Below are 11,706 nucleotides of genomic sequence, written 5' to 3'. Positions count from 1 at the left end.
CCGTCGCTGGCGTAATGGCCATGCGCCACGCCGTCCTTGCGGTGGAAGCCAACCTCGTCGCCCTTGATCTCGATCCGTTCCACATCGGTCTTGTAGCCGGCCTCGTAATAGGCGCGGTATTCCTGGGCGCTCATGTCGCCATGCTCGGCCTTATGCGCCATCACCGGGTCCAGCGCGCCGCTTTGCAGCAGCGGATAGACCGACTGCCAATCGCCCGCCCAATCCGAAAGTGGACGGTCGGCGACCTGCGCATCCTGGAAATAGCCGTTATAGACGGATTTCCCGTCCTTGGCATGGGCGTGGTCATGCGCGTGTTCATGATCATGCGCCTTTTCGGCCATGGCCGGCCCGCCGGCCAGCAGAATCGCGCCCAGCATCGCCGCACCAATCCGTTTTCTCATCATCTGCAACCCTCAAAATGATATGTTATTACATTTCTATGATTATCCAAGCCGGGCGCGGATGGCAAGCGACGAAAATCGCCGCCGCGACAGCCTGCCCCTTTCCCCCGCCCCGCCAAACGCCTAGATTGCGGGCATGCGCTGGACCCTGCCCAACCTTCTGACCGTTCTGCGACTTGCGGCCGCGCCGCTGGTGCCGCTGATGTTCTTCTTTCTGAACCGCCCCTTCGCGGATTTCGCGGCGCTGGCGCTGTTCATGGTCGCCGCCATCACCGACTGGTTCGACGGCTATCTGGCGCGGGCCTGGAAACAGGAAAGCCGCTTCGGCGCCGCCATGGACCCGATCGCCGACAAGGCCATGGTGATCATCGCCGTCGTCGTCATCACCGGCTATTCGGGGATGAACCCCTGGCTGATCCTGCCCTCGACCGTGATCCTGTTCCGCGAGGTCTTCGTCTCGGGGCTGCGGGAATTCCTGGGCGACAAGGCACGGCTGCTGAAGGTCACCAAGCTGGCCAAGTGGAAGACCACCGCGCAGATGGTCGCCATCGCCGTCCTGTTCCTGGGCACCGGGCTGAAATACTATGAGGTCGGCCACCCCCCCCTGGTGGGCGAGACGAGCCTGCCCTGGTCCAGCAGCTGGTCCGATCTGGCAACCCAGGTGGGGCTGGCACTGATCTGGATCGCCGCCGCCCTGACCGCGATCACAGGCTGGGATTATTTCGACAAGTCCCGCCCCTTCCTGAAGGATCGCTGATGCGGATCCAGGTGCTCTGGTTCGCCTGGCTGCGCGAGCGCGTGGGCCACCCGCGCGAGGCGGTCCAGACCCAGGCCGCCACCGTGCGCCAGCTTGTGGCGGAACTGGCCGCGATGGACCCCTGGCACGCGGCGGCCCTGTCGGACCTGTCGGCGGTGCGGGTGGCCCTGGATCAAGAGCTTGCCGATCTGGATGCGCCGCTGGGGAACGCGCGCGAGGTCGCGTTCTTTCCGCCCATGACCGGGGGCTAGGGATGTCCGCGCGGGTCCAGCCCCAACCCTTTGACCTGGCCGCCGAACTGGCGGGGATGGCTGGCGAGGCCGGCGCCGTCGTCACCTTCCAGGGAATCGTGCGATCCGAGGACGGGCGGCTGGTCGCCCTGGAGATCGAGCACTATCCCGGCATGACCGAAAAGGCGCTGAACGCCTTCGGCGCGCGGGCGGCGGAACGCTTCGGCCTGACCGGCTGGCGCATCGTCCACCGCCATGGCCTGCTGCCCGTGGGCGAGCCGATCATGATGGTCGCCACCGCCGCCCGCCATCGCGCCCCGGCCTTCCAGGCGGCGGAATATCTGATGGACTGGCTGAAATCCCGCGCTCCCTTCTGGAAGCGCGAGATCACGCCCGACGGCCCCGGCGCCTGGGTCCAGGCCCGGCCCGACGACGAAAGCGCATTGTCGCGCTGGCAGGGCCTTGAGATTGCATTCCCCACGCGCGACGATCATATAGACGCCAACCCGACCGGATGACGATGCGGAGCCTTCCATGACCTATCTTGAGTTCGAAAAGCCGCTGGCGGATCTGGAAGCCAAGGCCGAGGAGCTGCGCATCATGGCGCGCAAGGGCGAAGGCGTCGATCTTGAGAAAGAGGCCGCCGCGCTGGATCACAAGGCCGGGGACATGCTGCGCGATCTTTACAAGCAGCTTGACCCCTGGCGCAAGACGCAGGTGGCCCGCCACCCCGAACGTCCGCATTGCGTCGACTACATCGAGGCGCTGTTCACCGAATACACCCCCCTGGCCGGCGACCGCGCCTTCGGCGAGGATCACGCCATCATGGGCGGGCTGGCGCGCTTTCGCGATGCGCCCTGCATCGTCATCGGCCATGAAAAGGGCAATGATACCAAATCGCGCCTGACCCATAATTTCGGCATGGCGCGCCCCGAGGGCTATCGCAAGGCGATCCGGCTGATGGAACTGGCCGACCGCTTCAAACTGCCGGTGATCACGCTGGTCGATACGCCCGGCGCCTATCCCGGCAAGGGCGCCGAAGAGCGCGGCCAGTCCGAGGCCATCGCCCGCTGCACCCAGAAATGCCTGGAGATCGGCGTGCCGCTGGTCTCTGTCATCATCGGCGAGGGCGGCTCGGGGGGGGCGGTGGCATTCGCCAGCGCCAACCGCATCGCCATGCTGGAACATTCGATCTATTCGGTAATCTCGCCCGAGGGATGCGCCTCGATCCTGTGGAAGGATGCCGAGAAGATGCGCGAGGCCGCCAATGCGCTGCGCCTGACCGCGCAGGACCTGAAGAAGCTTGAGATCATCGACCGGATCATCGCCGAGCCGACGGGCGGCGCGCAGCGCGCCCCCGCCGAGGCCATCGCCGCCGTGGGCGACGCCCTGGCCGAGATGCTGGCCGAGTTCAAGGGCAAGAAGCCCGCCGAGATCATCAAGGACCGGCGGCAGAAATTCCTGCGCATGGGCTCGACGGCCTTGGCCTGATCCGGACGGCAGCGTCGGCAGTGGGTATTTGGAAAACGAAGAAGGGCGGGCCCGGCCCTGTGTGAGATGGACCTTTCCCGAAATGGGCTTCGCATGAGGCCGGCTTTGGGTAAGGTGGCCTTTGCGTAAGATGGGCGTCCGCGACCCGGCCCGATGATGGGCCTGGCGGCTATCGGAGAAACGGAAAAGGCGGCGGCCGGGGCGATTTCGCGGCGGCATCCCGGGCGTGCCGAACCAGGGACGGCTTGCCTGAGCCGCCGTCCTGCGCCACCCTTGGCGCCAAGCCAGTCAGGACCGCGCATGTTCCCCATCCGAGACCATAATCCATCCCTGCGCACCCCCCATATCCGCAACGCGCTGATCGCGCTGAACCTGCTGATGTTTCTTTTGACGGCCCCCTGGGCGGGGGGAGCGGTCGATCTGTGGGACCGGCTGGCGCTTTACCCGGTGGCGATCATGCATAGGGATTGGCTGTGGGGGCTGGTCACGCATATGTTCCTGCATGCCGGCCTGCTGCATCTGGGCGGGAACATGCTGTTTCTATGGGTCTTTGGCGACAACCTTGAGGATCAGATGGGTCCGCTGGGCTTTCTGGCGTTCTACCTTGCCTGCGGGCTGGTGGCGGCGGCCGGGCAGATCGCGGTCGATCCGATGAGCGGGATTCCGATGGTCGGCGCCTCGGGGGCCATTGCGGGGGTGATGGGGGGGTATCTGCTGCTTTTTCCCCGCGCCCGTGTCGATGTGATCGCGATCATCATCATCTTCATCCGCCGCTTCACCATTCCGGCCTGGGTGCTGCTGCTGGTCTGGCTTGGCTTGCAGATCGTGCAGGGCCTGGCGATGCGCGATGACGGGGTGGCCTATATGGCTCATGCGGCCGGGTTCGGCGCCGGCATGGTGTTGACGCTGCCGCTGTTCCTGCGCCGGGGCGGCATCCGCTTCTGGCAGGGGACGCATGGCCGGCCGCCGCACCGACCGGCGGACTATGCGCCCTCGCGCATCCCTTCTGTCCGGCGTTAGGATCGCGGCGCCAGGAACCCCCGGCTCATGTGGCGCTTGCCGGCGAAGCCCGGCGCGCGGTCGACCTGGAACCCCGCCGCCGCCAGCGCGCGGCGCACATGGCCCGCCGCCGTATAGGTCGCGAAGGTGCCGCCGGGCGCGGTGTGGCGCGCGACCTGGGCCATCAGATCCTCGCCCCAAAGCTCGGGGTTCTTGGCCGGGGAAAAACCGTCCAGGAACCAGGCATCTGCTTTTTCGTCCCAATGGGGCAGCGCCTCGCGCGCATCGGCCTGGATGATCCGCGCCCGGACCTGCCCCAGAACCATCTCGCGCCCCGGCCAGCCCGCGCGGAGCGCCAGGGCCAGGGGCGCAAGCTCGGGGAAGGCGGCATGCGCGCGGGCCAATTCGTCCGGGTCCATCGGGAATGCCTCGAAGCTGGTGAAGCGGATCGGCACCGTCGCGACCTGGGCCAGCGCCAGCAGGTTCAGCCCGGTGCCGAAGCCAAGCTCGGCCACATGAAAGCCCGGCACCAGCCGCGCGGGCAGGTCGTTTCCGGCCAGGAAGACGTGCCGGGTTTCCTTCAGCCCGCCGTTCAGGCTGAAATAGGGATCGTCGAAGCGGCGCGAGACCGGAATATCGCCGTCCCGCCAGTCCAGATCCGCCGCGCTCTGGCCCTGCTTCGTCATCCGCGCTAACTCCTGATGCGTCAGGGCGCAGATGCGGCAAGGGGCGGCGGAATGGCAAGCGAAATCACGGTGGCCGGAGGCGGGATCTTTGGGCTTTCCTGCGCCTGGGCGCTGCTGCGGCGCGGCCAGCGGGTGCGGGTCTTCGAGGCGCGGCGGATCGGCGCCGGCGCCTCGGGCGGACATGTCGGCGCCCTGGCCCCGCATGCGCCCGAAACCTGGAACCCCAAGAAGCAGGTCCAGCTTGAGGCGCTGATCGGCGCCGGGGACTGGTGGGCCGAGGTGGCGCGGGCGGGCGGCACGGACCCCGGCTATGCCCGCACGGGCCGGATTCAGCCGGTGCCCCCTGAGGCGGAAACGCGCATGGCCGCCCGCATCGCCGGGGCGCGGGCGCATTGGCCGGGCTGGGCCGGAATGGAGATGACCGATGCGCCGCGGGGGCTGGTTCCGGTCTCGGGCACGGGGCTTTGGCTGCTGGACCGGCTGACCGCCCGGATCAGCCCCCGCCGCGCCTGCACCGCCCTGGCCGCCGCCATCCGCGCGGGCGGCGGCGAGATCGTCGAGGACCAGCCGGCGCCGCCCGACACCGCCATCTGGGCCACCGGGGCCGAGGGGCTGGCGCCCTTCGGCGGCAATGGCGTCAAGGGCCAGTCGGCGCTTCTGGCCCTGGACATGCCGGACGCGGCCCAGGTCTTTGCCGATGGCATCCATATCGTGCCCCATGCCGACGGGACGGTGGCGATCGGATCGACCTCCGAACGCGACGCGGCGGATCTGGCAACCGATGCCCAGCTTGACGCGCTGATCGGGAAAGCCCGCGCGCTGTGCCCCGCCCTGGCCGACGCGCCGGTGCTGGACCGCTGGGCCGGGATGCGGCCCCGCGCACCGTCACGCGCGCCCCTCGTCGGGCCTTGGCCCGGCCGGCCGGGGCATTATGTCGCGAATGGCGGCTTCAAGATCGGCCTCGCCATGGCGCCGGCCTGCGCCGAGATGCTGGCCGATCTGATCCTGGCCGGCCGGGACCGCATCCCCCCGGACTTCCGCCCCGGCTAGGGCAGCGGGGCGACCCCGATCACCAGCGGGTGCAGCCGGATCAGCGCGGCCCAGATCAGCAGCGCCGCCGCCATGCGCGGCCAGCCCAGGCGCCAGCGGCGCGGCGGCGCCCTGGTCAGGCCGAACCCGGCATAGGCCAGCATCGAGGCGAAGAAAAGGACATGCGCCAGGTCTCCGTTCGCCAGCAGATGCGCGCCGGACCACAGCGCGAAACCCGCCATCAAACCGCCCATGCCGCCGCAGACCGCCGCCAGAACGGCCAGGGGCATCGCCAGATTGACCAGCCAGCGCGCCCACGCGCCCAGATCCCAAAGCGGCAGGAACGGCGCCCTAGCCGAGGCGACGATCAGCCAGTAAAGCAACCCCAGCGACAGCAGGCCATAGACCAGCCCAACCCCCCTCCGGCCCAGCACCGCGACCAGCGGCCCCTTCAGCCGCGCGGGAACCCGATGCGCCGCCAGAAACGCCACCAGGGCCAAAAGAAGCTCGCTCCACATCGGGACCAGGCTAGTCGCCCCGCCCCGGCGCCGCAATCCCGTTGACCTCGCCACCCCCTGCGGCATGATGGCCGCGAAAAACCATGAGGGATATGATGACCCGCCTTCAGACAGCGTTCGACGCCATCGACCGGGCCAATGCCGCCGACCCCGGCCTGGATGCCCAGGGCCGCCCCAAGGCCCTGCTCTATGGCCAGCGCATGACGGCCGAGCAAGAGGCGCTTTATCCGAACGCCGCCGAGCCTCTGCGCATCGCCTGCCGCGGCCAGCATATCGAGCGATGGACCCTGCCCCGCGACGCCTATCCGATGGACCGCCCCGGCTATCTGGCCTGGCGCACCGAACAGGGCCGCCGCCATGCCGCCCGCGTGGCCGGGATCATGCGCGACGCGGGCTATTCCCAGGACGAGACAGCCCATGCCGAACAGATGCTGACCAAGCAGGGCATCAAGCGCGATGCCGATGTCCAGGCGCTGGAGGATGTGGTCTGCTTCACCTTCATCCGCTGGTATCTCGGCCCATTCGCCGAAGGCCGCGACCTTCAGGGACTGCAACGCATCGTGGAAAAGACCGCCCGCAAGATGTCCGCGCCGGCCCGCGCCATCGCGCTCAGGACATTCGACATCCCCGAGCCCTTCGCCACCGCCTTCCGCGGCTGATCGCGACCGACCCGCCCCCCGCCATGCCCCCGCGCGCCCCGCGAATGCGCGGCCAGGCACCCGCCAGCCCGACCGATCCTTCCCCGCCGAACGGCCGCCCCCATGCCCGATACATCCCGCCCCAAGGCACTGATCGTCGCCCATGGCCAGCCCGGCGATCCCGGCCCGCAGCAGCAGGCGGTCCAGGCGCTGGCGACCCAGGTCGCGGCCCGCCTGCCGCAGGCCCGGATCCGGGGCGCGACGCTCGCCATGCCCGGCGCGCTGGACATCGCCGATGACGGGACGCTGATCTATCCGATGTTCATGGCGGCGGGCTGGTTCACCCGCACGGAACTGCCTCGGCGCCTCGCCCAGGCGGGCGCGCCCCAGGCCCGCATCCTGCCGCCCTTCGGCAGCGATCCCGGCCTGCCCGCACTCTGCCTCGCACTGCTGGCCCAAGCCGCCCAGGCCCAGGGCTGGAGCCTGAACGAAACCCATCTCCTGATCGCGGCGCATGGCTCGGGCCGCTCGCACGCCCCGGCCGAGGCGACCCGCGCCATGGCCCGCACCCTCGCCCCGCATCTCGCCGCCATCACCTGCGGCTTCATCGAGGAACCGCCCTTCCTGCGGGATGCCGCCCGCGCCCTGCCCGCGCGCGCGCTCTGCCTGCCGCTTTTCGCGACCGGGGCCGAGCATGTCACCGACGACCTGCCCCAGGCCCTGGCGCAGGCCGGCTTCCAAGGCATCTCACTGCCCCCGGTCGGCCTGGCCGCCGAAGTTCCCGCCATGATCGCCACAAGCATCAGGGCCGCCCTGTCCGAGCGGCCCTGATTCTTCGTTTTCCAAATACCCATGCGACCGCGCCGCCGGGGCCTACATCGCCGCCAGTTGCGCCAGCGCGGCCTTGACCCGCCCCAGATCGTCCTCCAGCGCGGCCAGCTTCTCGCGCGTCTCCTCGATCACCTCGGGTCCGGCATTCTCGACAAAGCGCGGATTACCCAGGCGCCCGCGCAGCCCCCCGGCATCCTTCTCGGCCTTGCCGGCGACCTTTTCCAGCCGCGCCGTCTCGGCCTTGATGTCGATCATCGCGCCCACCGGCAGCGCGAAGCTCGCCCCCAGCGCCGCGACCGAGATCATGCCCGGCCCCATCGCCCCATAGGCAGGCGCGTTCACCCGCGCCAGCCGCTCGATCAGCGGGGAATTCGCGGCCAGCGCCGCGCGCGCCGCCGCATCCGCCTCGGTCACGATCAGATCGGGCCGCGCGCCCGCCGGCACGCCGATCTGCGCGCGGGCCGAACGGATGTTCTCGATCAGCGAAATCACCCAGTTCATCTGCCGGTCGGCCTCGGCGTCGATCAGTTCGGCGCCGTAGTCCGGCCAGTCGCCATGGACCAGCATCCGGTCACGCTCGCCGGTCAGCGCCCAAAGCTCCTCGGTGACGAAGGGCATGATCGGATGCAGCATCGTATAGCACTGGTCCAGCACCCAGCCCATCGTGGCCTGGGTCTCCTGGGCATATTCCCCGTCGAACAGCGGCTTCGAGAACTCCACATACCAGTCGCAGACCTTGCCCCAGACAAAGGCGTAAAGTCCGGTCGCGGCATCGTTGAAGCGATAGCCCGCCAGCGCCTCGTCCGTCGCCATGCGGATGCGGGCGACCTCGCCGATGATCCAGCGGTTCACCACATGGCGCGGCTGGGGACGCGAGACGCCGCCCCTCACGCCGTTCATCTCGGCGAAACGGGTGGCGTTCCAGATCTTGGTGACGAAATTGCGGTTCGCCTCGACATGTTTCGGCCCCAGCTTGGGATCGCGGCCCATCGCGGCCATGCTGGTCAGGGTAAAGCGCAGCGCATCCGCGCCATATTGGTCGATCAGGGTCAGCGGGTCGATGACGTTGCCTTTCGACTTCGACATCTTCGCGCCCTTTTCGTCGCGCACGAGGCCATGGACATAGACCGTGCGGAACGGCACCTGCTCCACGACCGCAAGCTGCATCATCATCATCCGGGCGACCCAGAAGAAGATGATGTCGAAACCCGTGATCAGGGTCGAGGTCGGGAAATAGCGCGCCAGTTCCGGCGTCTGTTCCGGCCAGCCCAGCGTGCCGATGGGCCACAGCCCCGAGGAAAACCAGGTGTCCAGCACATCGGGATCGCGCCAGACCGGATAGACCAGCTTGGTCGGGTCCTGGGTCAGATTGTATTCGGCCAGACCCTGCGCGAAGGCGTCCACGGCGGCCTCGCGGTCGGCCACTTCGATCACGCGGGCGATTTCCAGCGGCTGCGGCAGGCCGGCGATGGCGTCGCGGAAACGCTCGGCCACCTCGGCAAAGCTCGGGGCGCATTGCAAGGTCTCGCCGGCATGAACCAGCCCTTCCTCAAGGAAGGCAAAGATTTCCACCTCGTCCAGCGCGCCGTCATGGTCGTCCTCGACCTGCCCCTCGGGCCGCAGGTCCAGGCCATACCAGACCGGAATCTGATGCCCCCACCAGAGTTGGCGGCTGATGGTCCAAGGCTCGATATTCTCCAGCCAGTGGAAATAGACCTTCTCATGCTGCTCGGGCAGGATCTTCGTTGCGCCGTTGCGCACCGCGTCGATGGCGGGCTGCACGATGCGGGGCGTGTCGACGAACCACTGGTCGGTCAGCATCGGCTCGATCACCACGCCCGAGCGGTCGCCAAAGGGCTGCATGATGGGCTTGGCCTCGACCAGGGGGCGGCGTTCCAGATGCTCGGCGCCGGTCTCCTTGTCGATTTCCTTGTGCAGATAGGTGACGGCCAGGCGTTCGGCGGTGATCGCCTCGATCACGGCCGCGCGCGCCTCGTAACGGTCCAACCCGCGCAATTCCTCGGGCACAAGATTGACCGCGGACACGTCGCCCACATCCTCGCCCCGCGCCGCCCGCGTGGCGATCCCGGCGCTTTCGGCGTAAGAAAGCCCGTCGGCGCGCATCGCGCCCTTGGTGTCCAGCAGCGCGTAAAGCGGGATGCCGTTGCGCATCGCCACGCCGTAATCGTTGAAGTCATGCGCGCCGGTGATCTTGACCGCGCCCGAGCCGAAATCCGGGTCGGGATATTCGTCGGTGATGATCGGGATCAGCCGGCGGTGCTCCTTGGGTCCGACCGGGATTTCCACCAGCTTGCCGACGATGGGGGCATAGCGGGCATCGTCCGGGTGGACCGCCACGGCGCCGTCGCCCAGCATGGTCTCGGGGCGGGTGGTCGCGATACTGATATAGTCGCGGGTCTCGCGCAGGGTGACGCGACCGTCCTCGTCGCGCTCGATGTATTCATAGCTCTCGCCGCCGGCCAGCGGGTATTTGAAATGCCACATATGGCCGGGAACCTCGCGGTTCTCGACCTCAAGATCGCTGATCGCGGTCTCGAAATGCGGATCCCAGTTCACCAGCCGCTTGCCGCGATAGATCAGGCCCTTGTCATACATGTCGACAAAGACCTTGATCACGGCATCATGGAAATTGCCCTCCTGCCCCGCAGGCGCACCCGGCGCCCCGGACATGGTGAAGGCATTCCTGGACCAGTCGCAACTGGCGCCCAGCCGCTTCAACTGCCCGATGATGGTGTCGCCGGATTCCTGTTTCCAGGCCCAGACCTTTTGCAGGAACGCCTCGCGGCCGATCTCGCGGCGGTTCGGTTCCTGGCGTTCGGCCATGCGGCGTTCGACCACCATCTGCGTCGCGATGCCGGCATGGTCCTGGCCGGGCTGCCACAGCGTGTCATGGCCGCGCATCCGGTGCCAGCGCACCAGGATGTCTTGCAGCGTATTGTTCAGCGCGTGGCCGATATGCAGGCTGCCGGTCACGTTCGGGGGCGGGATCACCACCGAAAAGCTTTCCGCCCCCGGCTTCGCATTGGCACCGGCGGCGAAGGCATCGGTCGCCGCCCATTCTGCCGCGATCCGCGCCTCGGCGGCCTGCGCGTCGAAGTTCTTTTCCATGGCCATATGAGCTCACCCCTTGAATTGCCAAGGGAGATAGCGAAAAGCCCCGGAAAGTTGAAGCCCGCTTGACGGGACGGAATCAGACCGGGGCCGGCGCACCGAAATGCGCGCGCTGATCGGCCAAGGCGCGCCGAAAGCCGGGCCGCGCGGTCATCCGCGCCACATAATCTGCAAGCGCCGGATAGGGGTCCAGCACCCCGCGCGCGGCCGGCAGCCGCAGCACATCGGCCAGCAGGATGTCGGCCAGGGTAAAGCGCCCGGCGGCGATGAAGGCGCGTCCCTCCAGCACCGGGGCAAGCTGGCGCAGCCGATCATGCAGGCGTGGCAGGGCACGGGCCACCGCCCCCTCGTCGCGGTCGAAGAACCGCGCGACGGTCAAGGCCAGCACCGCCGGCTCCAGCGTGTTCAGCGCCGCCACCAGCCATTGCTGCGTCTCGGCCCGGTCGGCGGCATCCTCCGGCATCAGCGCGGGATGGCGGTCGCCCAGGTAAAGCAGGATCGCCCCGCTTTCAAAGATCGACAGATCGCCATCGCGCAGCATCGGCACCTGGCCGAAGGGCTGGCGGCCGAAATGCCGCGCCGTCCTTTCGTGAAAGCTGGTGGTCTCGACCGCGTAAGGCAGCCCGGCCTCATGGCAGGCCCAGCGGATGCGCAGGTCCCGGACATAGCCGACGGCCATGTCGGGCACCCGGTCATAGGTCGTGATGGTCAGCATGGCTTATTGTCCTGCCGGGCGAGTTCCGCGTCGCGCCGGATGTGAACCGGAATGGTGAAGCAGGCGTTCAGCCCATGGGCATGCGGGCCGGTCCGCCTGGAAGGCGACGGGGCCGGCCGAAGAGCAGCCAGGCCGGGGCCGCGCGATCCATGTATCCCTGCCTGTTCGCGGCCGGCGCCGCCAGAACGAACCCCTGGTGGCAAGCCATCCCCTCCTTCTCTGGCCAAGCGAAAATCGCCGCATGAGTCGAAGCCTGAACCTTGAAGTAGTAAAAAGCAA

Annotated in this window: 13 protein-coding genes; 8 read left to right on the top strand and 5 right to left on the bottom strand. The window is 68.2% G+C overall.

Annotated elements, in window-relative coordinates; all coding sequences use genetic code 11:
• Positions 1-401 (bottom strand): ZinT/AdcA family metal-binding protein (locus QM682_RS03695; RefSeq protein WP_415127209.1); only part of this gene is annotated, 401 nt, incomplete at its 3' end.
• A gap of 136 nt (positions 402-537) precedes the next feature.
• On the opposite strand from QM682_RS03695, the gene pgsA reads away from it, so the two are divergent.
• The 5 genes from pgsA (at position 538) to QM682_RS03670 (ending at position 3,899) form a co-directional block, all read left to right on the top strand.
• Positions 538-1,158: a CDP-diacylglycerol--glycerol-3-phosphate 3-phosphatidyltransferase gene (gene pgsA, locus QM682_RS03690; protein ID WP_415127207.1), complete on the top strand. Its 621-nt coding sequence runs from the start codon at positions 538-540 to the stop codon at positions 1,156-1,158.
• Positions 1,159-1,163: 5 nt separating this feature from the next.
• Positions 1,164-1,409 carry a molybdopterin converting factor subunit 1 gene (moaD, locus tag QM682_RS03685; RefSeq protein WP_415127215.1) on the top strand — a complete coding sequence of 82 codons (246 nt, stop codon included), beginning with the start codon at positions 1,164-1,166 and terminating at the stop codon, positions 1,407-1,409.
• A 2-nt stretch (positions 1,410-1,411) separates the two neighbouring features.
• Positions 1,412-1,906 (top strand): molybdenum cofactor biosynthesis protein MoaE, encoded by a 495-nt coding sequence (locus tag QM682_RS03680; protein ID WP_415127205.1) that lies wholly within the window; start codon positions 1,412-1,414, stop codon positions 1,904-1,906.
• 16 nt (positions 1,907-1,922) lie between these two features.
• Complete coding sequence (locus QM682_RS03675; protein WP_415127203.1) at positions 1,923-2,879, top strand: acetyl-CoA carboxylase carboxyltransferase subunit alpha; 957 nt, start codon at positions 1,923-1,925, stop codon at positions 2,877-2,879.
• A 300-nt stretch (positions 2,880-3,179) separates the two neighbouring features.
• Entirely contained in the window at positions 3,180-3,899 is a 720-nt protein-coding gene (locus QM682_RS03670; RefSeq protein WP_415127201.1) for a rhomboid family intramembrane serine protease, read from the top strand.
• Here QM682_RS03670 and mnmD read toward each other — a convergent pair.
• Entirely contained in the window at positions 3,896-4,564 is a 669-nt protein-coding gene (gene mnmD, locus QM682_RS03665; RefSeq protein WP_415127199.1) for a tRNA (5-methylaminomethyl-2-thiouridine)(34)-methyltransferase MnmD, read from the bottom strand. The genes QM682_RS03670 and mnmD overlap by 4 nt on opposite strands.
• Before the next feature lie 51 nt (positions 4,565-4,615).
• Between mnmD and QM682_RS03660 the strand changes: the two genes are divergently transcribed.
• Complete coding sequence (locus QM682_RS03660; RefSeq protein WP_415127197.1) at positions 4,616-5,614, top strand: NAD(P)/FAD-dependent oxidoreductase; 999 nt, start codon at positions 4,616-4,618, stop codon at positions 5,612-5,614.
• On the opposite strand, the gene QM682_RS03655 is transcribed toward QM682_RS03660, so the two are convergent.
• Positions 5,611-6,111, bottom strand: coding sequence for an NnrU family protein (locus QM682_RS03655; RefSeq protein WP_415127195.1), 501 nt, complete (start codon positions 6,109-6,111; stop codon positions 5,611-5,613). The genes QM682_RS03660 and QM682_RS03655 overlap by 4 nt on opposite strands.
• Before the next feature lie 95 nt (positions 6,112-6,206).
• Here QM682_RS03655 and QM682_RS03650 point away from each other — a divergent pair, with 95 nt between their 5' ends.
• A complete protein-coding gene (locus tag QM682_RS03650) occupies positions 6,207-6,770 on the top strand; it encodes a DUF4202 domain-containing protein (protein ID WP_415127193.1) in 564 nt (187 codons plus the stop codon).
• Positions 6,771-6,872: 102 nt separating this feature from the next.
• Positions 6,873-7,580: a sirohydrochlorin chelatase gene (locus QM682_RS03645; protein ID WP_415127191.1), complete on the top strand. Its 708-nt coding sequence runs from the start codon at positions 6,873-6,875 to the stop codon at positions 7,578-7,580.
• A 42-nt stretch (positions 7,581-7,622) separates the two neighbouring features.
• Here QM682_RS03645 and QM682_RS03640 read toward each other — a convergent pair whose 3' ends face one another.
• Both QM682_RS03640 and QM682_RS03635 read right to left on the bottom strand, forming a co-directional pair.
• A complete protein-coding gene (locus tag QM682_RS03640) occupies positions 7,623-10,715 on the bottom strand; it encodes a valine--tRNA ligase (protein ID WP_415127189.1) in 3,093 nt (1,030 codons plus the stop codon).
• 76 nt (positions 10,716-10,791) lie between these two features.
• Positions 10,792-11,427, bottom strand: coding sequence for a glutathione S-transferase family protein (locus tag QM682_RS03635; protein ID WP_415127187.1), 636 nt, complete (start codon positions 11,425-11,427; stop codon positions 10,792-10,794).
• Positions 11,428-11,706 lie beyond the last annotated feature (279 nt).

The sequence above is a fragment of the Paracoccus sp. (in: a-proteobacteria) genome (genome assembly GCF_047605025.1).
Taxonomy (GTDB): domain Bacteria; phylum Pseudomonadota; class Alphaproteobacteria; order Rhodobacterales; family Rhodobacteraceae; genus Paracoccus.
The sequence above is the reverse complement of the archived record's forward strand: the minus strand, read 5'-3'. Positions and strand labels throughout refer to the sequence as shown.

Bases quoted from the DNA above. Each gene is read 5' to 3' on its own strand.
- QM682_RS03655 (WP_415127195.1), bottom strand. From the start codon at position 6,111: ATGTGGAGCGAGCTTCTTTTGGCCCTGGTGGCGTTTCTGGCGGCGCAT.
- QM682_RS03660 (WP_415127197.1), top strand. From the start codon at position 4,616: ATGGCAAGCGAAATCACGGTGGCCGGAGGCGGGATCTTTGGGCTTTCC.
- QM682_RS03650 (WP_415127193.1), top strand. From the start codon at position 6,207: ATGACCCGCCTTCAGACAGCGTTCGACGCCATCGACCGGGCCAATGCC.
- QM682_RS03645 (WP_415127191.1), top strand. From the start codon at position 6,873: ATGCCCGATACATCCCGCCCCAAGGCACTGATCGTCGCCCATGGCCAG.
- QM682_RS03635 (WP_415127187.1), bottom strand. From the start codon at position 11,427: ATGCTGACCATCACGACCTATGACCGGGTGCCCGACATGGCCGTCGGC.
- pgsA (WP_415127207.1), top strand. From the start codon at position 538: ATGCGCTGGACCCTGCCCAACCTTCTGACCGTTCTGCGACTTGCGGCC.
- QM682_RS03670 (WP_415127201.1), top strand. From the start codon at position 3,180: ATGTTCCCCATCCGAGACCATAATCCATCCCTGCGCACCCCCCATATC.
- QM682_RS03680 (WP_415127205.1), top strand. From the start codon at position 1,412: ATGTCCGCGCGGGTCCAGCCCCAACCCTTTGACCTGGCCGCCGAACTG.
- QM682_RS03640 (WP_415127189.1), bottom strand. From the start codon at position 10,715: ATGGCCATGGAAAAGAACTTCGACGCGCAGGCCGCCGAGGCGCGGATC.
- mnmD (WP_415127199.1), bottom strand. From the start codon at position 4,564: ATGACGAAGCAGGGCCAGAGCGCGGCGGATCTGGACTGGCGGGACGGC.
- QM682_RS03675 (WP_415127203.1), top strand. From the start codon at position 1,923: ATGACCTATCTTGAGTTCGAAAAGCCGCTGGCGGATCTGGAAGCCAAG.